Origin of the sequence: Halobacillus locisalis, assembly GCF_013694105.1 — a bacterium.
GTDB lineage: Bacteria > Bacillota > Bacilli > Bacillales > Halobacillaceae > Halobacillus > Halobacillus locisalis.
Genome location: NZ_JACEFG010000001.1, coordinates 985,578 through 1,008,286 on the forward strand (window position 1 = coordinate 985,578; position 22,709 = coordinate 1,008,286).

Below are 22,709 nucleotides of genomic sequence, written 5' to 3' on the forward strand. Positions count from 1 at the left end.
ACCCCCTTCTATTAAGTATAAGACAGATAAGAGCATCTATGATTGAAACATAGTTAATGTTTGATTTTGAAATAATCATTCATGAAGACAAAAAGAAAAGACCTGCTAAAAGCAGATCTTTTCCCTACCTTAATGAAGTTCTGGACGCTCAGAAATTTCATGAAGCGCTTGCCCAGCAGCCTGATCAGACATTTGATCGAGTGATAAGTCACCTAAAGAAACAATTCCCGTCATTTTGCCGTTTTCGACAACAGGAAGACGACGTACTTGATGCTCCGCCATCAGTTTGCTCGCTTCTTCAAGTGATGTCTCAGGACCACATTGACACAGATGATCACTCATAACCTGTTGTACGGGTGTAGACTCAGGCTGTTTCTCTGCGTATCCACGAAGAACAAGGTCACGGTCCGTGACCATACCCATTAGGTTGCCCTGGTTATCACAGATTGGAAGCGCTCCTACATTCTTCTCTTTCATCATTTTAGCAGCATCACTAAGGCATGAGTCTGTACGACATACAGATACATCTTTAGTCATGATATCTTTGACAGTTTTCATGATGGTTCCTCCTTTGAGTCAATTCAATATCAGTTCTTATTGTCCCCGTTTCGTCAAATTTATTACATGCAAGGAATGTCTATTTGTAGTATAATGTAGAGGCACAAGCGGATAGTAAGAAAGGTAATTGTCGAGCAATTGCATGTCAAACGTTTTCATATTAAAATGAATGAAGATACATAACTACAGGTGAGGTGGAAGTAATGAAGTTAGAAGGCACTGGTCTAGATGGTTTAGTTCTTGATTTCAAACCATTAACAGAACTATTAGAAAGAAACGGATTTATCCTTGGAGGATCTTGGGATTATGAGCGTGTCACATATGATTACAAGATGGAAGCACCTGAAAAGAACATTACGTATTATGTTCGTATTCAAGGCTTTGCCATTGAAGGCGATGTTGACAAAGGAGATGCTGTCATCACTTTGATGAACCCACTACTTGGTCGTCACTATTACCCACACGGTGTCGAGTATGGCGAACAAGAAGGCTTCTCGAGTGGTACAATCGAAAGAGCAAGACATCTAATCCAAAAAGTAGTTGAACCTGCTGAGAAATACCATAGCCAAGTTCCAGAACACGTTGTCTTGGATAAACTAAAAAACTGGGCAAAAGAAAACAACAATCAAGAAATTCTTGATAAAGTCAAAGAGCTTTCCAACAATCCGGAAAACCGTAAGTAAGGTTCTCTCCTCGGACCGGATGAATGAAACGGAGTCGCACATCATGTCAGATGATGAGCGACTCTTTTTAACAATGCACACATAGCTCTTGTAGGAGCAGTCTTCAGGGGAAAGGAGCTACATAAAGAAATTGTTCCGATATCTAACGAAAAAACAATGGATTGTCATACTATTAGCCGCCTTACTTATTGTTGCTAGTTATTTTATATTGCCTGTCTCCGTTCCATTAGTCTTAGCACTGGTCACGGCACTATTTTTAAACCCTACTGTCCGGTGGATTCAATTCCGATTCCGTTTGAACCGCAAAATGTCGGTCACGATTGTATTTTTGATTTTCCTCGTTTTTCTTGGCTTGCTAGGGGCCTTTACTGTAACGAGAGCAGTAGCTCAAATTGTCCAGTTAGCTGATAACGCTCCAGAGTATATTAATCAAATGAATAATGTACTTCTGAACTGGGAAAGCAATATGAATAGTTTCACGCAAAATATGCCTAAAGAATTCGTTGACAAAGTAACAGCAGAGATTACGAATACCGTTGACAGAACGACCGGCACCCTTTCTGAGAAACTGCAGCTATCCAACATTGCAGCATTTGCTGCAAAAATCCCAGAGTATTTAGTCAGTCTACTGGTTTATTTAATCGCCCTGTTCCTGTTTATGTTAGAATTGCCTCGATTGAAAGATAAAATGCATGAGCACTTCACTGAAGCAACATCGGAAAAAGTGAAATTCATGAACGCGCGATTGGGGTATGTTGTTTTCGGCTTCTTAAAAGCCCAATTTTTAGTAAGTATTATCATTTTCTTCGTCACTTTAATCGGATTGCTTTGGATTGCACCAGAAGTTGCCCTCGTTATGTCATTAATCATTTGGATCATTGACTTCATCCCTATTATTGGGTCCATAGTCATATTAGGGCCTTGGTCGATCTATATGCTTATTGCAGGCGATGTTGCGATGGGAACCAAACTAGGGTTACTTGCAGTCGTTCTATTAGCCATTCGCCGTACCGTTGAACCAAAAGTAATGGGGCGTCATATTGGACTGTCTCCACTAGCTACATTAATCGCTATGTACTTGGGCCTTCAGCTTATTGGTCTAGCCGGCTTTATTCTCGGACCTCTTCTAGTGATCGCTTTTAACTCTGCCAAAGAAGCAGGAATAATTCGATGGAACTTCAAGTTATAGAAAAAGGACAGCCTTCGTTGGCTGTCCTTTTTGCTTATAGGCCTTCTTTAAATGAATCCTCTTCTGTCTTATGAACACTTTTTTCTTTCTTGAACAAAAAGATATCTCGGTGTCTCCCCGCGTGTGTAAATCCATTATTAATCAATACTTTCTGTGAGGAAATATTCGCTTTATCACACTGTGCTTCAATTCCTTTTACTTCTGGCTGAGTAAATGCCCATTCACACATGTTGTCAACGGCCTCCGTAGCATATCCAGCGTTCCGCTCTGATGCGACGACGTGAAAGCCTATTTCAATCGTACCTTCTTCATCAGGCTTTCCTTTAAATCCAATATCCCCTACAACGTGTTCTCCGTCGATATCAATCATCACCCAAGGTCCGAAACCTAGCTGGTCCTCGTCACTCTCCAGTTTTTCTGCATAGATCGGAAGTAAGGCCTTCAAACCATCATGCGGCCAATTTTTATTCCAAGGTAACTGGTATTTATAGTAAAAAGCCAACGAATTCTTCATTAACATCTGAGCTAAATCAACTGTAATGGGAATGAGCTGAAGGCGGTTTGTTTTAAGTTCCATTAATAGAAACCTCCTAGTAATATTTATGTATGTGGTTTACTCATACTGTCCTATATACCTGTTCTTCAATAACCTTAAACAATTTCCGTACCCGTATCCAAGAAAAAAGCCCCTTTTATTAAACACATTCCATCACAATCACGTCTCAGTAATCTCATTGTTCTAATTATCTTCTTTTATAAAAAAAAATCAATGAAAGCCAGTCGCTTTCATTGATGTCTTCATACAAGCTATGTACCGAGAATAGCTTTAATCATACTAGTAGTCGTTCCACCATCATAAATAATATATAACAGCATGTAAACGGCAACCCCAGTTATTGCTGTGCAAAACCAAATAATGCTTGTGACTGGCCCAATTCGTCGGTGCTTCGCAATGTTACGCTTAAAAGCTAATGTTAACGTCACAATCCCGAAGACAGCCCCTACCGTCGCCAATATGATATGAAAAATCAGAAAAATGGTATAGTAGATTTTGATATCGTCTGGTCCGCCAAAGCTCGTGTTCCCAACAAAGATTGTACGGCTTAAGTAAATAATGAAAAAAGTAAGAGCACTAATCGCAGCACTGATCATGACACCTTTATGTGCTTTTCGTTTGTTTTTCACAATAAGTCTCCAGCCTATGGCTACAAGGACAGCACTTAACACAATAAAAAACGTACTCAACGTAGGTAATAATGGCATACATCCACCTCAATTCAAACGGTCTAATTAGTAAAGTAAGAAGGAAGGTCGAAAAAATCGACGTCCCCCTTATGATTCTGTTGATACTTGTGAAGGCATCGGATCGACAATATCTCCTTCTTTTCTGAACCATCCGAAGAAGACGTAAGCAATGATTGCACCGAAGATAATCTCTTGAGTGACCTTCATGATAATTCCGCCTAATTGCTGGTCTTCAACAAGAGGCATTGGTGTAAAGTAACTAGGCCCACTAAGGCTTGATGCTATATCGGTTAGTACACCTGCCGGTACGCATAAGCTAAGGGCTTGAATCCAAGCTCCAGCCTCTGAATAAGTTTCATAGAGCGGTGCTTCTGCGAAAATGATCAACCCACAAGCTGGTGTAATTAAGACCCCGTTAGCAAATATAAATCCGATTTTCATAATCGGGCTTATTCTATCCAATTCCCTTAGTGGAGGAAAAACAGAAACCCACATCGCAAAGGCTGTAATAAGAATAATCGTTGTTATCACAGTGTGCGCTATTTCGTCGGATTTTGCATAGTCAAAAACACCAGGCATATGATACATCGAAAACAACCCATTAAACAGCAAGAGAGAAATGAGTGGTTTCGTAAGTAACCGCAAAACGGGAGCTAGCCCCTTCATATCAAATAGCTTTCTCCATATCCAAGATGGCAGACCTTTGATAATCAAGATAGGGAATAGTAAATAATAGAGAGCCATCTGTGTCATGTGAGCAGTAAACATGATATGGCCTAGTAGATCTACTGGTGACCCTTTGACGACATAAAGCAGAACAAGACCTGTGTAGAAAAACACTTGATGCTTAAACGAAGCAGACTCTTCCCCTTTCGGACGACCAGGTCCTGTTATATAAAAATAAGTAGCAGCTAACAATAGGATGAACAAAGCATAAAAAGGACTCCACAACGCACGAAATCCAAATAATTGAAGCTCTAACCACATGGTGTCTCACCTCAGTACATAGACTATTTTACTTCTCTATTCTACCTGTTTTTGAATTAAAAAACGAGGTCTTCAAGACGATAATCTTCATTGTTCATAAATCTTTCATATCTATTCATATTTTTAGTCATTCACTTTCCACCTAGAGGGCTCTCAAAAACACGCCCCTTTTCATATTCCTTATACTTATACTTTGTTTGACGACGGATTACTCTGAGTACTTTACTCAGAAAAGTGTACAAAAAAAGACCGGAAGACCGGTCCTTTTTGTACACTTACCACCAAATGATGGTTGTAAATGTGATAATCGTTAGGAGTGCCACTGCTGCTCCGCCGTACATCATAAGAGCAGGCATGTCATGGCCTTTGTTTTTCATATGCATGAAATAATAGAGTTGGAAAACAACTTGCACAATTGCCAGAAGTAGCAATACTGGAATAACAAAGAACGAGTCAACCCCGGCCATGACCATTCCGAACGCAACGAATGTGAATAGAATCATCATCACAAAACTGATGACTTGCTGCTTCATTTCTTCCCTGTGCTGTTTTCTTTCATACTCTGCCTGGTGAACGGGTTTGGAACCTGTGTGATCTGCCATAGGTTACCCCACCTTTCCCATAAGATAAACAACTGTGAAGATGAATACCCATACGACGTCAATAAAGTGCCAATAAAGGCTGGCAGTATAATATTTCGGTGCATTGTATAGGTTTAGTCCACGCTTTTGATTTCGAATGATCAGCGCCGTAATCCAACAAAGTCCAAACAATACGTGTCCCCCGTGGAAGCCGACTAATGTATAGAAGGCAGAACCGAACGCTGAAGACCTGAATGTAAAGTCATACTCGTGAATGTAGTGATAAAACTCATAAATCTCAAAGCCAAGGAAAGCCAAACCAAGCGCCACTGTAATGACTAACCATAGCTGCATTTTACCGAAGTCATGGTTCTTCATGTGATACATGGCGTACACACTTGTTAAAGAACTTGTCAATAGAAGCATTGTCATAATGAAGACAAGCTCTAATCCAAATAAATTTTCAGGTGTATTCTCACCTTGAGTCGATCCATTCAACGCAAGATACGTACCAAACAAACTTGCGAAAAGAACGGTCTCGCCTCCAAGGAAAAACCAGAATCCAAGGAATTTATTTTTACCTTCAAGGGTGGCTTTTTCCGGATCATGTGGCATTTGCTTCGGATTTAGTACATCATCATGACTCATTATTTGCCAACCCCCTTTTTAATATCTGCTTCTAATTCCTCTTTATGAATATGGTGACCAAGGTCATCCTTCAAGGAACGTGTCAACATAGAACCTAGCGTGATGCCCATACCAATAAATACCGCAATCAACCAAGAACTGTTATCAACTTGATAAATGAAGCCGAATCCGGCAATAAACATACCTAGAGACATCATAAACGGAAGAATAGAACCGTTTGGCATGTGGATGTCTCCAAGCGGTTCAGCTGGAGTCATGCCTTTTTTACCGTCCATCTTCTCTACCCAAAGAGGGTCTAGACCACGAACAAGTGGTGTTTGAACAAAGTTGTAATGAGGCGGTGGAGATGGAATGGACCATTCTAGAGTACGAGCATCCCAAGGGTCTCCCCCCACTTTTGGTTCTTTGATAGCTGTATAGACGATGTTGATTAAGAAAATGACTGTACCAATAGCCATGAAGAATGCACCAATCGTACTGATCAAGTTCCCTGTTTCAAGTCCTTGTCCCTCGAGGAATACCCAGTAACGACGAGGCATACCCATCAGGCCTAAGAAGTGTTGGATAAAGAATGTCAAGTGGAAACCGATGAAGAATGGCCAGAATGCCAACTTACCAAGCTTCTCATTCAACACTTTACCGAACATCTTCGGCCACCAGTAATGTAGACCTGCAAAGATACCGAAGACGACTCCACCTACGATTACATAGTGGAAGTGTCCAACGACAAAGTACGTATCATGATACTGGAAGTCTGCAGCAGCGGCTGCAAGCATAACTCCTGTCATACCACCGATGGTGAAGGAAGGAATGAACGCAACAGACCAAAGCATCGCAGAAGTCATCTTAATTTGTCCGCCCCACATCGTGAAGAGCCAGTTAAAGATTTTAATTCCTGTTGGTACGGCAATCGCCATGGTTGCAACAGCGAAAATCGAGTTAGCAATTGGTCCCATACCGACTGTGAACATGTGGTGGGCCCATACCATGAATCCTAAGAAACCAATTAGTACGGTTGCGAATACCATCGCAGAATAACCGAATAATCGCTTTCTGGAGAACGTAGAGAAAATATCACTGAACGCTCCAAATAACGGTAAAATCAGAATATAAACTTCTGGGTGACCGAAAATCCAGAATAAGTGTTCCCAAATGATGACGTTACCACCAAGGGCTACATCAAAGAATGCAGAACCGAACATACGGTCAAACATCATTAAGAACAACCCAACGGTCAAAGCCGGAAATGCAAATAGAATAAGTGCACTGGTAACAAATGTAGACCAAGTGAACAACGGCATACGCATGTATGTCATCCCTGGTGCTCTCATGTTGATGATCGTAACTAGGAAGTTAATCCCAGCGATCAAGGTTCCTGCACCAGATATTTGCAGCCCCATAACATAATAATCTACCCCATGGCCCGGTGATGTTGTCGATAATGGTGCATAGTTGGTCCAACCAGCATCTGGGGCACCACCTGTGAACCATGAAACGTTAAGTAAGATCCCTCCAAAGAAGAACAACCAAAATCCTAAGGAGTTCAAGAATGGAAATGCTACGTCCCTTGCCCCTATCTGTAAAGGAACCACGGCATTCATTAATGCAAAGATCAAAGGCATGGCCGCTAAGAAGATCATAGTCGTTCCATGCATGGTAATCATTTCGTTGTAAAGACCAGCTGAAATGAAATTGTTATCAGGCTTCATCAGCTGAATACGTATTAACATGGCTTCAAGCCCACCGATTAGGAAGAAGAAACCGCCGGAGTATAAGTAAAGTAGAGCGATTTTCTTATGGTCAACCGTCGTTAAATAATCCCAAATCGTTGCGGCAAGTCCACGTTTTTGTGCAACTGCAGTACTCACGCTTTAACCTCCCTTTAAACCTCTTTCATAATTCTCTCGATTACTCTTCTGTCTGTGTTGGAGCATCAACGCCTACAGAAGAGTGTTCTAGCTGTAATAAATAATCCGCAATTTTTTCAGCTTCTTCTGGTTCCACTATGTTTGCAGGCATTTTGTTTCCTGGTTTAATTTCATCAGGATGAACGATCCAATCTACTAAGTTTTCTTTCGTTGGATCGAGGATACCAGCAATCTTCTCACGGTTCCCGAAGTTCGTTAAATTCGGTCCAACACCCATAGATGCTCCACCTATTGCGTGGCAGCTCATGCAGTTGTTGTTGAATAATTCCTGACCTTCTTGAGCCGTTGTTGTTTCCGGCTGTGCCTCTGGGTCAACATTCTTCATATCTTCCAACCACTGATCATACTTTTCAGGACTCACGGCAATGACTCGAAAGTCCATTAGGGAGTGTGAAGGTCCACATAACTCTGTACAGTGTCCCCAGTAAACGCCCTCTTCATAAGCTTCTAAGTACATTGTGTTAATGTTTTCGCCAGGTAATGTGTCCATTTTTCCGGCAATAGCAGGTAACCAGAAGGAGTGAAGCACATCACTAGCTTTCATGTCTAAGTATACCCTCTCGCCAGTCGGGATGTAGAGTTCCTGACTTGTAGCGATTTCCTCGCCTCGGTAATTAAAGTGCCACCAATATTGATTACCTGTTACTTCAACGGTGAGTACACCTTCATCGCCTTGTGTAGACTGATCGGCAAGGTCGAACGTTGCTTGTACGGTTGGAACTGCGAGTACCAGAAGTAGGATAATTGGAATTACTGTCCAAATCACTTCTAACGCTTTGTTACCTTCCGTCTGTTTCGGAATGATATCCTCTTGTCCTTTCTTCTTGCGATAACGGACAAGAACATAAACATAAATGGCCATAACGATAACGAAGACGAAGATCATTATCGCAATACTGATCAACATAAGATCTAATAATAATTCCGCACTATAGCCTTTCGGCTTTAGAGCACTCAAATTTTCTTCACCACAACCCGAAAGGATCAAGGCTAGAGTACTAAATAAAAATAATGAACGGAATTTTCCCATCCAACCTCTCATGAGTGATACCTCTCTTTCTATTCTAAGTCTTTTTTATTTAAGAACTAGCTCACTCAGATGGTGAGCTAGTACGTTAAAAAGGTAATGGTAAAGTAACTAGAACCATCGCAAAAAATATGATGGTCAAGTAATTCAAAGAATAAACAAACATCCAAGTCGCCCACTTATAATCATCTTTCATGAAGAATCCGGCAATCCCTAAAGCTAACCAACCAAAGGAAAGGATGAATGCGATGGTCAGAAATACATTGCCGAGTGAAGCCAAATAAATAGGCAATGGAAGTAGGCAGGCAACGTAAATCACAATTTGCCGCTTGGTCATGTTGAAACCATGAACAACAGGCAACATTGGAATGCCAGCTGCTTTGTACTCTTCTTTTTTCTTCATAGCTAAAGCTAAAAAGTGCGGTGTTTGCCATATGAACATCATCAAAAATAAAATGATTGCTTCTAATTGGAGTCCTGGGTCAATCGCTGACCAGCCGATAAGGGGAGGAACAGCACCAGAGAAACTTCCGATGACTGTATTGATCGTGTACCTTCTCTTTGACCACATTGTGTACAGAACGACATAAACAAACCAACCAAACGCTCCCCAAAGAGCTGCTTCAATAGTTGTAAACATCAATATGATAACTCCGGCAATCGAGGTACTAATCCCCATGTATTTGATGAGAGATAGTGACATCGTTCCGGTTACGGTTGGACGGGTTTTCGTCCTGGACATAATAGGATCTATATCACGGTCGTACCAGTTATTAATAATACATCCTCCGGCGATTACGAAAGCGGTTCCGAACATTGTCAGAGCAAAAGTGCCCCAATGATCCGTGAAACTCGATCCTGTAAAATATAACGCAAGCCAAAATCCCGCGAAGGTTGTAATTAAATTGGAATTGATAATTCCTACCTTGATCAAACTTTTAATATCAGCTAACAACGAAGACTCACGGACAGTCGACTGGCCCATCAAATCTGCAGATGTAGTCTCGACTGTTCTTGGGTTATCCATCGTAATATCTTCCTCCTTCTACCTCCCTGACCTAATTCTTTTATCCAGTTGTTCGTCAGTCGAGGGCTGCTTCGAGATTTCTACATAGATAGTAAAGATGCAATCGACTCGAAACATCAAAATAATTGTATCATGGAATCAATGTTCTATCTATTTAAACTGGAGAATTTTATTTATTTGTGACAACTTTGTGAAACGGCTCTATTGTCTATTATCGACCAGTTTGCCTTGTTTTAACAACGACTATACAGATGACGAAGTGGAACGACTAATTTAACAAATCGTACTTATATAGTTCTAGCAAAATGGCGGACACATTGCAAGTTTTTTCAAGAGATTAATGGATGATATCAAAAAATGGTAGGCTACCTTGCGTTCTTATTTCACTTACAAGATTTTTATCTCTAGAAATAATGAAAAGGGACTCTCCATTGCAACACGATGGGATTATTCGTGACTTGATATATATTAATGAAAAAAGTCTTGGTGTACTATTGGCCCTAATATAGGTTCTCGACATGTCGATATTTGTCGGATTAGTTTCTTGTTTCTACCTTCTTATCTCTCGCCTGATATAAAACTTTTCTCTTATTTTTATTGTTGTCCATATCAACTGTCCAAACAAAAGACAAAACGCCTAGAGATTCGAATTCTCTAGACGCTTTCTTCAGTCGCTTCAGGTTAAAAGCAACAATTAAAACGACATGACCCTATTCAAATTCAATCAATAGATCTCCCACATGAATCGCTTCATTGTTTTCTACATGAATATCTTTAATTACGCCTTCAAAAGGTGCTTGAACAGTCGTCTCCATTTTCATAGCCTCAGTGATCATCAAGTGATCGCCTTTCTTCACTTTTTCTCCTTTACCAGCAATCACCTTAATGACTGTGCCTGGCATAGTTGCACCTATGTGCTTAGTATTGGATTTATCAGCTTTCGGTCTTTCTTGAACCGATGCCTTCACATTCTCATCCCGAACAACAATCTCACGAGGCTGTCCGTTCAATTCAAAGTAGATTGTTCGTGTACCATCTACCTGAGCCTCACCGACACTAACCAGCTTAACAATCAGCGTTTTACCTTGCTCAATTTCCACTTCAATCTCTTCACCAAGTCTCATTCCATAAAAGAATGTCGGAGTATCCAACACGGACATATCTCCGTATTGCTCTATAAAGGACTGATTGTCCATGAATACTTTAGGATATAAAGCAAAGCTGATCATGTCAAAGCTGGTCACTTGACGGTCCAGTTTGTGGAAAAGCGTCTCCTTCAAATCATTAAAATCAACTGGGTCTAGTAATTCACCCGGCCTGACGGAAATCGGTTCTCTTCCTTTCAAGATGATTTGCTGAAGTTCGGCAGGAAATCCACCGTATGGTTGGCCCAAATATCCTTGGAACAACTCGACAACGCTATCCGGGAAGTCAATAGACTGGCCACGCTCAAAAATGTCATCCTCATTCAAGTCATTTTGTACCATGAACAAAGCCATATCCCCGACGACTTTAGAAGAAGGCGTCACTTTAACGATATCTCCGAATAAATCATTGACCCTACGGTACATGGTTTTCACTTCACCCCAGCGATTACCAAGCCCTACAGCTTTAGCTTGTTGTTGTAAGTTGCTATATTGCCCGCCAGGCATTTCATGCGTGTACACTTCTGTGTGAGGGGCCATCATGCCACTCTCAAAATCCTCGTAATACTTCCGTGTATCTTCCCAAAAGTGACCAAGCTTTTCATAGGCATCGATATTTACATTCGGTTTGCGTTCGCTACCCTCAAGAGCATAGTAAAGGCTGTTGGCACTCGGCTGTGATGTCAATCCGGCCATAGACCCTGTAGCGACATCGACGACATCAACACCGGCTTCAACCGCTCGTGCATATGTGAAGATTCCATTCCCGCTCGTGTCGTGTGTGTGCAAATGAATCGGGATATCAATATTTTCTTTCAAAGTAGAAATCAATTGGTAGGCCGCTTCAGGCTTCAACAAGCCAGCCATATCTTTAATGCCAAGGATATGAGCCCCTGCGTCCTGCAGTTCTTTTGCTACGTTCGTATAATAAGCCAAGTCGTACTTCGGTCTTGAAGAATCCAAGATATCTCCCGTGTAACACATGGCCGCTTCTGCGACTTTTCCAGTTTCCCTTACCGCATCAATCGTCAATTTCATACCCTCTACCCAGTTCAAGCTATCAAAGATCCGAAAGACATCGATACCTGCACTTGCACTCTTCTCGACAAATTCACGAATCAGGTTGTCTGGGTAATTTTTATACCCTACAGCATTTGATGCGCGAAGTAACATTTGGAAAAGAACATTCGGAGATTGTTCTCTCAGTTTGAGCAAGCGAGCCCAAGGATCTTCATTTAAAAATCGGTACGATACATCGAACGTCGCCCCGCCCCACATTTCCATCGAGAATAAGTCTGGAAGCAGGCGAGCAGTTGGTTCTGCAATCGTTTCTAAATCTTTTGTTCGCACACGAGTCGCTAATAATGATTGGTGCGCATCTCTGAATGTCGTGTCTGTTAGGAGTACTTCAGGCCTCTCTTTCACCCATTCAGCTAACCCTTCTGGCCCCCGCTCATCCAAGATTTGTTTTGTACCTTTTGGAAATGGCTCGCTATGCTTGATCGTCGGAATTCTTGGTTTCTGATAAGTCGGTTTTTTCCGGTTTCCATAGCCTTCAAATCCATTAATCGTTCGATCAGCAATGTAGGACAGCATCTTAGTTCCGCGGTCTTTTCGTTTTGGGAATACAAACAATTCTGGCGAACGATCGATAAACATCGTATTGTACTCTCCATTGATGAATTGCTTATGCTGAACGACGTTTTCCAGGAAAGGAATATTCGTCTTGATACCACGAATCCTGAATTCTCTTAAGTTACGCACCATCTTTTGTGCTGCTTGTTCAAAGCTGAGTGCCCATGTTGACAGTTTGACGAGTAAAGAATCATAGTAAGGAGAAATAATCGCTCCCTGGAAGCCATTACCCGCATCTAACCGGACTCCGAATCCACCGCCTGATCGATAAGCCATGATCTTTCCAGTATCAGGCATAAAGTTATTCAATGGGTCCTCTGTCGTTACACGTGATTGGATGGCATACCCATGCGTACGAATATCCTTCTGTGCCGGAATTCCAATGTCTTTTGAAAATAGGGTATGACCTTCTGCTACCATGATCTGGGTTTGTACAATATCTACCCCCGTAATCATTTCTGTGATTGTATGCTCTACTTGAACACGAGGATTGACTTCAATGAAAAAGAACTCATCTCCCGTAACGAGAAATTCGACAGTCCCTGCATTCACATACTGAACATTTCGCATCAATTTGACAGCGGCTTCACAAATTTGCTCCCGCAAGTCATCCGAAAGGGCAACACTCGGAGCCACTTCGACCACTTTCTGATGACGTCGTTGTACAGAACAATCCCTTTCATACAAGTGGACGAGGTTGCCATGTTGATCTCCTATGATTTGGACTTCGATATGTTTCGGTTCTTCTATCAATTTCTCGACATAGACTTCATCACTGCCAAAAGCAGCACGTGCTTCAGAGCGGGCGCGGTCGTAAGAGTCTTCAAGCGTATCTGCATTTCGGACGACACGCATGCCTCGTCCGCCCCCTCCCATAGATGCCTTAATCATCAATGGGTAGCCATGTTCATTTCCAAAAGAACGGATCTCATCAAGACCACTTACCGGACCATCCGTTCCTGGAATCACCGGTATATCCGCCGCGATGGCTTGTTCTCTTGCTTTTACTTTGTCTCCAAACATATGTAACTGTTCGCTATGCGGCCCGATGAACGTAAGCCCCTCTTCTTCACAGCGTTTAGCGAACTGAATATTCTCAGAAAGGAATCCATATCCTGGATGGATGGCATCCACACCTACGCTTTTAGCAATCTCAATAATTCCTTCGATGTCCAAATAAGCGTCAATCGGTTTCTTTCCTTCCCCTACTAGATACGCTTCATCCGCTTTGTATCTATGAAAAGAACCTGTATCCTCTTGAGAGTAAACCGCCACAGTACGGATATTCAACTCTGTACAGGCTCTGAAAACACGAATCGCGATCTCTCCACGGTTCGCAACGAGCACCTTATTGATCTTCTTCAATTCTGCCATGATCTCACTCCTCGATTTGTCAATGGTTTAGAGTCTTCCTCGCCTACTTCTTCCACTTGTTCATCTCGCTCTGCTTCTCTTACTTTGACAGTTCTTGCTATATTATTTAAAATCCCGATTGCAATCATCAAGATTACAAGGGATGAACCACCATAACTTACAAATGGAAGGGTTACACCCGTAATAGGTAATAATCCACTCATCGCCCCTAGGTTTATAAACGCTTGCAAGCCAATCATGGATGAAATCCCTAAAGCCAAAAGAGCCCCAAAGGCATCACGGCATTTTGAAGATATGTAGAGACCGCGCAAGACGATGAGAGCGAGTAAACCTATCGTAATACCAACACCGATAAACCCTAACTCCTCGGCTATGACAGCCATAATGAAGTCAGTATGAGGTTCGGGTAAATAGCCAAGTTTTTGCACACCTTGTCCAATTCCTTCCCCGAGCAAACCACCCGTTCCAATCGCAACATAGGATTGAATCAAATGGTACCCATCTTCATCCGGTGACTCAAATGGTTGATACGCTCCTGAAAAGCGCTCTAAGCGTTCGTCCGTCACCATCTGAGTCGCACCAAAACCGATGACAGCAAACGTCACCATAACAAGTAAGAAAATATGCTTCCACTGAATACCAGAGCTCATGATGATCAAACTAGCAATGAATCCGATGACAGCAGCTGAACCGATATCAGGCTGCAACACGATCAAGCCTAGAATGATGGAAGTCAATACGAGTGGTGGGAGCACCGCTTTTTGAAAGTGGTTAATGTATTTCTGCTTTTTCGCATAGACCGATGCCAAGTAAATGATCAAGCCGATCTTGACGAATTCCGCAGGTTGGAAGTTCATGAAGCCTAAGTCGTACCAGGATACGGCATTGTTCACTTCTTTCCCGAACACGAACAGGAAGCTAAGCGACAACAACATAAACAATACGATCAATTTCGTGAGTCGTTGCCAATGTCTATAAGGGATTGCGGACACGAGAGCCATCATGATTAGTCCGATAGTAAGCCATTGGATTTGTTTCACAAGAAAATGGTCACTGCTCAATCCGAATCGAATTGGTCCGTATACCATACTGGCACTATAGATCATTACAGTCCCGAATGCAGCTAGAGCGATAGGGGCAAATAATAAGCTAAAGTCATAAGATTTCAATCGTCGTATCATCGTTATTCATCCCCAATGTTTATTGATTTCGTTATCATAACGTTTTTTATACAAAAAAACTCAAATTACAACAGAGGGCGTCGCAATTTGAGCTAGTCTATCATGATTTTTGAGCAGCCTCATGTAGAACGTTCAATTGTTTTTCTAAGTTATCAAGAAGTTGTTTCCCTTCTTCGTCGCTGATTAAATCCAAGCGCACCGCAAAGTGTATTTCACGTGATAAACCGAACATTTGTGTATCTAGAACTTCCTCATAAAGTGGACACTGCGGCATAGTCAAGTTGTCCATCTGAACTTTAATTAAGCGTAATATCTTATCAGCGTCAGCTTTTAGAAGGGCATAGGCCTTTTCCCGATGATCCACAGCCACATCAGACAACATCAAAATCCCCTCCATTTACAGTCTTTCTTTTTCTTATATTATCGTCTGGGAGGAAAAATTGCAACAAACGAAAGTACATTCATTTAAAAAATTGACAAGTCATAACGATTGGACAATAGTTCTAATAATTTTAAACCGACGACGCTATTTCCTCGGTCATCAAGACTTGGTCCATAGACTGCAATACCCCCGAAATCATTAAGTGAGGCAAGCACTGAACCTGATACTCCACTTTTAGCTGGAATCCCGACCTTGATTGCAAATGAACCTGATGCATCATACATGCCACATGTGACCATAAAGGTTTTGCAGATTCTAGCTAAATGTTTCGGGATGATCCGACGCCCTGAATCCAGGTCTTTTCCACCATTCGCAAATAAAGCACCAATTCTAGCAAGCTGACACACATTGACCTCGATGGCACATTGTTTCGTATAGGCATCTAAGGTTTCTTCTACACTGCCTGTAACAATTTTGTGTTGCTTCATATAGAAAAGTAGCGAACGGTTAAGGAACGATGTTTCGAACTCAGAAGAGGCGACTTCCTCGTCGTACCTGATCGAGTTGTCATCCGTCATTTCATGAATAAAACTGAGCAGACGCCCTACTTTTTCATCAGGAGTATCCCCGTGTATCATATGTGTGACAGCGAGTGCTCCTGCGTTGATCATGGGGTTCAACGGTTTAGAAGGTGTTTTCTCTAAACGGTAAATGGAATGAAACGGATCACCGGTCGGCTCCATACCGACTCGGTCGAAGACATAGTCCTCCCCGTTATCCATCAATGCTAAAGCCAGAGCAATAACTTTCGATATGCTTTGCAAAGTAAACGTAGCCTCTGTTTCCCCTGCTTCCACGGAACTTCCATCTATATAGTGGATGGCAACGGCTAAGTTTTCTGGATTTTGTCTCGACAATGCCGGAATATAATTGGCTACTTGCCCGTCATACGCATAAGGCCTTACATTGTTAAGCCATTCTTCTAAAATATCTGTCGTAATATCTTTTTTCACTAGACTCGGCCTCCTTTAATGAAATCGAATTCATTTTTTGCTATTATTTAATAGGATGATAATTATTGGAAAGGTGGCTCCATCATGATTGTACAAATCAGCGGAAACGTGAAATTTCCGATAACACTAGACCCGACCGTCTGGATTTTTGACGACCGGAAAATGACATTTAAAGAAGTATTCGAACCATCTGAAGTAGAATCTTCTCATGAAGAGGAAGATGAATTGAAACGACAGTCGTTACGATTCGATCGCGAAGTTTATCAACAAAAGTTAAACCCGCCTGTCAACAAAAGCATCAACAGATATGAAAAACAACGCATCATAAATGGTACATTTCTAATGCCAATCAAACCATTCCTTCATACGAGCGAACCGGCAAGCCAAGTGGAGCAAGCAGCTCTTATGACAGATCATGGGGAAGTTTTAATAGATGCAGACATGCTAGCAGATGCCTACCTTCTGTTTTCTGAGAACGGAAAACCTCTTCAAGACAACGGTCCCGTGCATCTATACTTCCAGAATGGATCCAACCGAGACAACCCGATAACAGGTATTAAAAAAATTGAATTAAGGTAATTTAATGGGCAGCTTACGTAGCTGTCCTTTTACATATTCTTATCCAACCCTGCACACACTATGAGCATAAATCCAAAGTCCAATTTAATGGACGGGAAGAAAAGTGGTGCTTATATTTTGAAAAAGCTGATAATAGTTGCATGCTTTATCTTTTTAGCTGCCTGCCAACAAAATAATGAGGAGTCACTATTAAGGGAACGCCAATCAGATTCTGATCTTAAATATGTGACGGATTCCGATCCTGTCGAAAAAGAAAACCTGACTACTCAACAAGTGGCAAGAAGGTTAGCCAAAACGGCTGTCGAAGTTCCAGATGTCCATGATGCCACAGCCATTGTCCTCGGGAACTATGTAGCCGTCGGCATCGATGTTGACAAAGACTTAGACCGGTCTCGAGTCGGAGTCATTAAATATTCGGTTGCGGAAGCATTGAAGCACGATCCTTATGGCAAACAAGCTCTAGTCATCGCGGATGCGGATGGAGTGGAGCGACTGCGTGGAGTCGGTCAAAAAATTTCTGAAGGACATCCGATCGAAGCGATGACTGATGAACTTAGTCAGATTGTAGCTCGCTATATGCCAGAAGGTCCAATTAATGAGCGACCGCAAACCAACACAAATCAAGAGTCTATTCCCTCTGAGGATCACAAGCAGCTTGATCAAATTGAAAAAGAACAATCGAAAGAACGCTGACAGAAAAACAGCTAAATCCGAAGTGGATTTAGCTGTTACTTTTTTCTAAGATCTCCCGCTCTTTTTCGGTAAGCTCGTTGTAATACTGAACACCAAATTGAGAACCTTCAGATACCATATCCGCATTCTCTAAATTTGAAACTTCAGGTTTGCCTGCTTCCTCAACAGGTAAGTCGGACTTTTGTACGTAGTTGTCTTTTAAGCTTTTCGCCTTATCGGCAACTCTAGTGCGGTTTTCCTCATCTTTAAGTAAGTAAGCAATGGCTCCGCCGGCAACTGCACCGACTGCTGTAAACATCCAACGTTTTCTCACAGTATCATCCTTTCCTTGACTTCTGTAAGTTATATTTCCCTGTCTAGAACCAAATGAAACGTGGTAACTTCAACTAATTACACAGAACCCGTCCATATGTGTTACACTAAAAAAAATGATTGTATAACATTGAGGTGAATCGTATGCGCGTTCAATGTGTGATGTGCGATACTATCGAGAAAATCGATAGTTATTGTTTACAAGCCAAGCGTTTAAGAAATAGACGCATTCACACGTTCATGTGCGAATCTTGTCATGAACGCATTGGAAAAAACACGAAAAAAAGGTTGGAATCCGGCCAATTTAATTTCATTCGCGAAAGAAAAAAAGAAAAGCATTTACCATAAAAGAGTAGCAGTCGCTGCTCTTTTTTCATTTACTTAATTTTTTCTACTTACAACACGCCTCATCCTTATCTGTCTAAACTGAAAATAACCCGATTAGCATTCAAATCAACAAAAAAAGCCTCGCCTTTGGCGAAGCTCTCCTCCATTATGACTGCTCACTCTCTCGCCCGCCTCTTTCCCTGTGTAGACGCAAGCGATAAATACCTAGAATCAATGCTGCTACGACCAGACTTTCAGGCAGAGGCAAATTCAATCCAAGTATTAATGTTAAAAGGAATGTACCAATTACTAAAACAGCATAGACAACGACAGCTTTAATCACTGGCAATTTACGGGCAAATCCTAATTTAAATGTAATAATCGTGAGAATAACAGTCGTTAAATATAGAAACATGAAAGAACGAAATAACATGGTTACTTCATCTTCATTATTCAAATTGACCTCGCCACCCAGACCTCGGAAGAAAAAGTCCGCCACTGGCCACAGATCAGTAGGTACTTGCAATGTAGACATATCTTGCATGATGCTCCTCCTCGTATAACCTCTACTCTTCTTCTTATCATACTAGATTACAGGGGAAGAAGCCACACCCGTAAAGATTTTCATTAATTCTTCAAATCATATATAATGACCATAGAATCGAGGTGAGCCTTATGAAAAACAGACCCTTAACAATGACACTCTTAGCCATTCTTGTCATTTTATCTTTTACTTCCGTCGGATTTGCTTTAGGCCAGGAAGTGTTTTGGCTAGCTGGCTTCTTATTCTTGCTAGGCTTTGCAATCATGGGATATGGATTAAAATTGAAGAAAACAGAAGCATGAAAAAGGAAAAAGCGACATTTGATTAGCTGTCGCTTTTTCCTTTTTTCAATTGAACATAATCATCAATGATTTCGTCATGTATCGGCGAACGGCTTGCAAGTACGGTTGATTTATTAAGCAAATCCAACTCTTGCTTGTTCGCTTGAGTAACGACACCTCCGACTTCTTCAACAAGAATCGCCCCAGCTGCAAAATCCCATGGCATAAGAGTCATCGTTAAGTAGCCGTCAAGAATCCCTTCAGCTACAAAAGCAAATTCTAATGCTGCTGACCCATAGGAACGTGTGCTACGGATTTTTTTCACCAAATCTTGCATACCCTTATGTTCAATATGGGGATTCTCTGGAATCATCCATGTCGTATTCAGAGCTAATATCGATTGGTTTAGAGGACGCTCTTTATTCAATGTCGGAAGTTCCATTCGATTCTTATAGGCCCCTTCCCCTCTTTTGGCTGAGTAAAGAACATCCTCCATGACGTTATAAATGAGCCCGATTTCCCCTATACCATCATGATAGATACCAATGGAAATAGCGAAGTTCCTTTTCTGGTGGACAAAGTTCATCGTGCCATCTATGGGATCTACAATCCATACCGTTCCATCTAAAGCTTCGATGTCGTCTCCGAACCCTTCTTCCCCCAATAAATAATGCTCGGGATAGTCCTCTTTAATTTTCTCTGCAAAAAATTGTTCGGTTTGCTGATCCATCTCTGTAACTAAATCGTTAGGGTTTGATTTTGTTTCAATAGATCTTGGTGCATCGATGTTCTCACGGATTCGCTCTCCAGCTTCTAAGATCCATGATTTAGCTTGGTGAAAGATTGAATTTCTCAATTGCTTGTCCATTCATTTTGGCTCCTTTAATTCAACTTACTATTTATCGTATCAAAAGAAAGAGAATAATGACAAAAAAAAACACGAGCTACCTTAGTGTGGCTCGTGTTTACACAGACCATTCAATCAATTGTTTACGTAAAGCCGAAAGCCTTCTTTTGCTTCTTAGCATTTGCTCTTTGTCCCCGGCAAGCATGGCATCATGTAAAGTGACCAGCTCGTAATCAATTTCCATACGGATGACCGGGAGCTTCTCTTCAGCTTCTCGTTTACGTAACGCTTCCATGACATGTTTCATTGTCATTCCTCCCTTTCTGATCCTTACTATATATATATGTGTTCAACGCGACATAAGTTTCTTATAGATTACTTATATTTAACCCATTTTTCATAGGTTCAAACGCCCAGAACACATTGTTTAGACTGGTTTTTATTCTGTGGTAAAATATTAGGTAGTTTATCTAGGAGTTGATACCATGTCTACATTTCAAGGATTTACACAGAAGGATTTCGACGTTTTCTCCATACCTGGTCTAGAAAACCGCATGGAAGTATTAAGAGAGCAGATCTCACCTAAACTTGAAGCGATTACGACTGAGCTTTCAGCGGATGTGACAGCCTTGACAGGGGATGAAATGTTCGTCCACGTCGCTAAACACGCCCGCAGAAAAACAAATCCACCAAGTGACACGTGGGCAGCCCTCGCCCCTAGCAAGCGAGGGTATAAGAAGTTACCTCACTTCCAAGTTGGAATTTGGGAAACACACGTATTCATCTGGTTCGCCGTAATTTATGAAAGTCCGATAAAAGAAGACTTTGCCAAAGAGTTGGATGAACACCGCAAAGAAGTGCTAGAACATATTCCAGCACACTTCTCCTGGTCCATAGATCATACGAAACCCGAATCGATTCCCCACAAAGAAGTGGATGAAGAGAAGTTCATTTCCATGACAAATCGTTTACAATCAGTCAAAAAAGCAGAAATCCTTTGTGGACAAACTATCGAAAGAAACGACGAGCGTTTAAAAGACCCTGAAGCATTCATACAATTATGTAAGGAAACCTTCGAAACGCTCGAGCCTCTATACCGTTACACAAAACAATTATAAAAAACAAAAGCCGCCTCAAATGGCGGCTTTTAAGTTATAGGTTCATTTTGATTCTTTCGCCTGGATGTGCTTTTTTTGCTTCTTTAATTGTTCGATAACTGGAATAACCGGATTCTTTTTCAAACTGACTAGTCAACTTTTTCTCTTCGCTTTTAGAAGGAACGATTTGTTTGAAACGTGTATAAGCAAGCATCAAGTCGTCCCGGCTTACTCCTTTCTCATACGCCTCTTCAATCATCGAATAAAAGTTGACAACATCAATAATCTCTTCCTTAGACCAGTACTGTTCATCAATCGGATAAGAATAACTCATGATTCAACCTCCTTATGTATCATTATGACCAACTCGCACGGATTTGTTCCGCTTCCCCTATCATCCTTGTTATGAGTTCTGACACAGTTGGAACATCTTGGATCCGAGCAGCAACTTGTCCAGCCCAACCAAAACCTTCTTTGCCTTCATAAATATAAGATTTGTTCGCTTTCCCGTCAATATAGCTTTTTAAGCCTTCAAACCCGACACCCTCATCCTCTAAAGCAAGGATTTCATCTGTCCACGAATTTTTCAATGCTCTTGCGGGTGTCTTCAAGCTTCGTTTAATGACGGATGTGGAGGATTCATTTGCATCGATGAGCGCTTGCTTATAAGCATCACCAGCTAGAGAACATTCCTTAGTTGCAATGAATCGTGTTCCCATTTCAATCCCATCCGCTCCTAGTGACAAAGCTGCCATCAAACCCCTTCCATCTCCGATACCACCCGACGCTATAACAGGAACAGAGACAGAATCCACCACTTGAGGGGTCAGGACGAGTGTCCCTACATCATCACGACCTAAATGACCGCCTCCTTCATGTCCTACGACCATAACTGCATCTGCGCCCAACTCTTCAGCCTTTTCAGCTTGGCGCCTTGCCGCTACTAATACTAGTGTCTTTATTGCCGTACCTTTGACCATATCTAAAACAGGCTTCGGATTTCCACCAGTCACACTGACCACCTGAACTTTTTCATCTATTGCCACTTGTACCATATCCTCAAATGGTCTGCCATGTTGGCCAATCGCGAAATTTACACCGAACGGGCATTTGGTCTTGCGTCGTACTTCTTGTATTTCCTGCTTAAGCTCATCTGGCCCTTTCATACTCATGGCTGTCAATTGACCAAGCCCTCCTGCATTCGACACTGCCGATGCCAATTCAGAATAAGCCAAATGCGCGAGGCCACCTTGTATGATTGGATAGCGAATCCCTAATAGTCTAGTCACTGGAGTTTCCCACTTCATCCTACCCCTCCTTTTACCGACATCTTACCATGAGCGAACTAGGATCGATACTAATAAGCATAGAAGAAAAAGAACTAGCAAGTTAGGTGACACTCTGCTATAATTCACTTGCTTTCAAC

26 protein-coding genes are annotated in these 22,709 nt (G+C 41.7%); 7 read left to right on the forward strand and 19 right to left on the reverse strand.

Translation table 11 applies throughout. From position 1 onward, the window contains the following. Nucleotides 1-129: 129 nt before the first annotated feature. Complete coding sequence (locus H0266_RS05185) at nucleotides 130-558, reverse strand: CBS domain-containing protein (RefSeq protein ID WP_181471301.1); 429 nt, start codon at nucleotides 556-558, stop codon at nucleotides 130-132. 203 nt (nucleotides 559-761) lie between these two features. On the opposite strand from H0266_RS05185, the gene H0266_RS05190 reads away from it, so the two are divergent. Together H0266_RS05190 and ytvI are read left to right on the forward strand one after the other, a co-directional pair. Beyond that, complete coding sequence (locus tag H0266_RS05190; RefSeq protein ID WP_181471302.1) at nucleotides 762-1,241, forward strand: YugN family protein; 480 nt, start codon at nucleotides 762-764, stop codon at nucleotides 1,239-1,241. Nucleotides 1,242-1,371: 130 nt separating this feature from the next. Beyond that, nucleotides 1,372-2,430 carry a sporulation integral membrane protein YtvI gene (gene ytvI / locus H0266_RS05195; protein ID WP_181471303.1) on the forward strand — a complete coding sequence of 353 codons (1,059 nt, stop codon included), beginning with the start codon at nucleotides 1,372-1,374 and terminating at the stop codon, nucleotides 2,428-2,430. 34 nt (nucleotides 2,431-2,464) lie between these two features. Here the strand turns inward: ytvI and H0266_RS05200 are convergent, their stop codons facing one another. The 12 genes from H0266_RS05200 to glsA form a co-directional block, all read right to left on the reverse strand. Beyond that, nucleotides 2,465-3,007, reverse strand: coding sequence for a GNAT family N-acetyltransferase (locus H0266_RS05200; RefSeq protein WP_181471304.1), 543 nt, complete (start codon nucleotides 3,005-3,007; stop codon nucleotides 2,465-2,467). A 230-nt stretch (nucleotides 3,008-3,237) separates the two neighbouring features. Beyond that, on the reverse strand, nucleotides 3,238-3,693 hold the full coding sequence (locus H0266_RS05205) for a DUF420 domain-containing protein (protein ID WP_181471305.1): 456 nt from the start codon (nucleotides 3,691-3,693) through the stop codon (nucleotides 3,238-3,240). Between the two features lie 69 nt (nucleotides 3,694-3,762). Continuing rightward, nucleotides 3,763-4,662 carry a cytochrome c oxidase assembly factor CtaG gene (gene ctaG, locus H0266_RS05210; RefSeq protein WP_181471306.1) on the reverse strand — a complete coding sequence of 300 codons (900 nt, stop codon included), beginning with the start codon at nucleotides 4,660-4,662 and terminating at the stop codon, nucleotides 3,763-3,765. Between the two features lie 275 nt (nucleotides 4,663-4,937). After that, nucleotides 4,938-5,264: a cytochrome c oxidase subunit IVB gene (gene ctaF, locus H0266_RS05215; protein WP_181471307.1), complete on the reverse strand. Its 327-nt coding sequence runs from the start codon at nucleotides 5,262-5,264 to the stop codon at nucleotides 4,938-4,940. Nucleotides 5,265-5,267: 3 nt separating this feature from the next. Then, on the reverse strand, nucleotides 5,268-5,891 hold the full coding sequence (locus H0266_RS05220) for a cytochrome (ubi)quinol oxidase subunit III (protein WP_181471308.1): 624 nt from the start codon (nucleotides 5,889-5,891) through the stop codon (nucleotides 5,268-5,270). Then, nucleotides 5,891-7,759, reverse strand: a complete 1,869-nt coding sequence (ctaD, locus tag H0266_RS05225) for a cytochrome c oxidase subunit I (protein ID WP_181471309.1) — start codon at nucleotides 7,757-7,759, stop codon at nucleotides 5,891-5,893. Before ctaD ends, H0266_RS05220 begins: the two co-directional genes overlap by 1 nt. Nucleotides 7,760-7,799: 40 nt before the next feature. Further along, on the reverse strand, nucleotides 7,800-8,861 hold the full coding sequence (gene coxB / locus H0266_RS05230) for a cytochrome c oxidase subunit II (RefSeq protein ID WP_181471310.1): 1,062 nt from the start codon (nucleotides 8,859-8,861) through the stop codon (nucleotides 7,800-7,802). 73 nt (nucleotides 8,862-8,934) lie between these two features. Continuing rightward, nucleotides 8,935-9,873, reverse strand: coding sequence for a heme o synthase (gene cyoE, locus H0266_RS05235; RefSeq protein ID WP_181471311.1), 939 nt, complete (start codon nucleotides 9,871-9,873; stop codon nucleotides 8,935-8,937). 710 nt (nucleotides 9,874-10,583) lie between these two features. After that, nucleotides 10,584-14,027 carry a pyruvate carboxylase gene (pyc, locus tag H0266_RS05240; protein ID WP_181471312.1) on the reverse strand — a complete coding sequence of 1,148 codons (3,444 nt, stop codon included), beginning with the start codon at nucleotides 14,025-14,027 and terminating at the stop codon, nucleotides 10,584-10,586. After that, entirely contained in the window at nucleotides 14,015-15,208 is a 1,194-nt protein-coding gene (ftsW, locus tag H0266_RS05245) for a putative lipid II flippase FtsW (RefSeq protein WP_181471313.1), read from the reverse strand. Before ftsW ends, pyc begins: the two co-directional genes overlap by 13 nt. A gap of 100 nt (nucleotides 15,209-15,308) precedes the next feature. Continuing rightward, nucleotides 15,309-15,590, reverse strand: coding sequence for an Fpa/YlaN family protein (locus tag H0266_RS05250; protein ID WP_181471314.1), 282 nt, complete (start codon nucleotides 15,588-15,590; stop codon nucleotides 15,309-15,311). An 83-nt stretch (nucleotides 15,591-15,673) separates the two neighbouring features. Beyond that, nucleotides 15,674-16,603, reverse strand: coding sequence for a glutaminase A (gene glsA / locus H0266_RS05255; protein WP_181471315.1), 930 nt, complete (start codon nucleotides 16,601-16,603; stop codon nucleotides 15,674-15,676). 84 nt (nucleotides 16,604-16,687) lie between these two features. Between glsA and H0266_RS05260 the strand changes: the two genes are divergently transcribed. Together H0266_RS05260 and H0266_RS05265 are read left to right on the forward strand one after the other, a co-directional pair. Then, nucleotides 16,688-17,182, forward strand: a complete 495-nt coding sequence (locus H0266_RS05260; RefSeq protein ID WP_181471316.1) for a hypothetical protein — start codon at nucleotides 16,688-16,690, stop codon at nucleotides 17,180-17,182. Nucleotides 17,183-17,299: 117 nt separating this feature from the next. Continuing rightward, entirely contained in the window at nucleotides 17,300-17,875 is a 576-nt protein-coding gene (locus tag H0266_RS05265; protein WP_181471317.1) for a YhcN/YlaJ family sporulation lipoprotein, read from the forward strand. A 28-nt stretch (nucleotides 17,876-17,903) separates the two neighbouring features. Here the strand turns inward: H0266_RS05265 and H0266_RS05270 are convergent, their stop codons facing one another. After that, nucleotides 17,904-18,173 carry a YtxH domain-containing protein gene (locus tag H0266_RS05270; RefSeq protein ID WP_220127114.1) on the reverse strand — a complete coding sequence of 90 codons (270 nt, stop codon included), beginning with the start codon at nucleotides 18,171-18,173 and terminating at the stop codon, nucleotides 17,904-17,906. Between the two features lie 158 nt (nucleotides 18,174-18,331). Here H0266_RS05270 and H0266_RS05275 point away from each other — a divergent pair, with 158 nt between their 5' ends. After that, nucleotides 18,332-18,535: a YlaI family protein gene (locus H0266_RS05275; protein ID WP_181471319.1), complete on the forward strand. Its 204-nt coding sequence runs from the start codon at nucleotides 18,332-18,334 to the stop codon at nucleotides 18,533-18,535. 145 nt (nucleotides 18,536-18,680) lie between these two features. Here H0266_RS05275 and H0266_RS05280 read toward each other — a convergent pair whose 3' ends face one another. Next, nucleotides 18,681-19,058, reverse strand: a complete 378-nt coding sequence (locus H0266_RS05280) for a YlaH-like family protein (RefSeq protein WP_181471320.1) — start codon at nucleotides 19,056-19,058, stop codon at nucleotides 18,681-18,683. A gap of 131 nt (nucleotides 19,059-19,189) precedes the next feature. On the opposite strand from H0266_RS05280, the gene H0266_RS05285 reads away from it, so the two are divergent. After that, nucleotides 19,190-19,360: a DUF5325 family protein gene (locus H0266_RS05285; protein ID WP_181471321.1), complete on the forward strand. Its 171-nt coding sequence runs from the start codon at nucleotides 19,190-19,192 to the stop codon at nucleotides 19,358-19,360. A 22-nt stretch (nucleotides 19,361-19,382) separates the two neighbouring features. On the opposite strand, the gene H0266_RS05290 is transcribed toward H0266_RS05285, so the two are convergent. Both H0266_RS05290 and H0266_RS05295 read right to left on the reverse strand, forming a co-directional pair. Next, the gene (locus tag H0266_RS05290; RefSeq protein WP_181471322.1) at nucleotides 19,383-20,207 is read right to left on the reverse strand and encodes an inositol monophosphatase family protein; all 825 of its coding nucleotides are present in this window, start codon (nucleotides 20,205-20,207) and stop codon (nucleotides 19,383-19,385) included. 97 nt (nucleotides 20,208-20,304) lie between these two features. Next, complete coding sequence (locus H0266_RS05295; RefSeq protein WP_181471323.1) at nucleotides 20,305-20,493, reverse strand: hypothetical protein; 189 nt, start codon at nucleotides 20,491-20,493, stop codon at nucleotides 20,305-20,307. Nucleotides 20,494-20,671: 178 nt separating this feature from the next. Between H0266_RS05295 and H0266_RS05300 the strand changes: the two genes are divergently transcribed. After that, the gene (locus H0266_RS05300) at nucleotides 20,672-21,304 is read left to right on the forward strand and encodes a YktB family protein (RefSeq protein WP_181471324.1); all 633 of its coding nucleotides are present in this window, start codon (nucleotides 20,672-20,674) and stop codon (nucleotides 21,302-21,304) included. A gap of 34 nt (nucleotides 21,305-21,338) precedes the next feature. Here H0266_RS05300 and H0266_RS05305 read toward each other — a convergent pair whose 3' ends face one another. Together H0266_RS05305 and H0266_RS05310 are read right to left on the reverse strand one after the other, a co-directional pair. Beyond that, nucleotides 21,339-21,617 (reverse strand): UPF0223 family protein, encoded by a 279-nt coding sequence (locus tag H0266_RS05305; protein ID WP_181471325.1) that lies wholly within the window; start codon nucleotides 21,615-21,617, stop codon nucleotides 21,339-21,341. Between the two features lie 22 nt (nucleotides 21,618-21,639). Next, entirely contained in the window at nucleotides 21,640-22,590 is a 951-nt protein-coding gene (locus H0266_RS05310) for an NAD(P)H-dependent flavin oxidoreductase (RefSeq protein ID WP_181471326.1), read from the reverse strand. Nucleotides 22,591-22,709 lie beyond the last annotated feature (119 nt).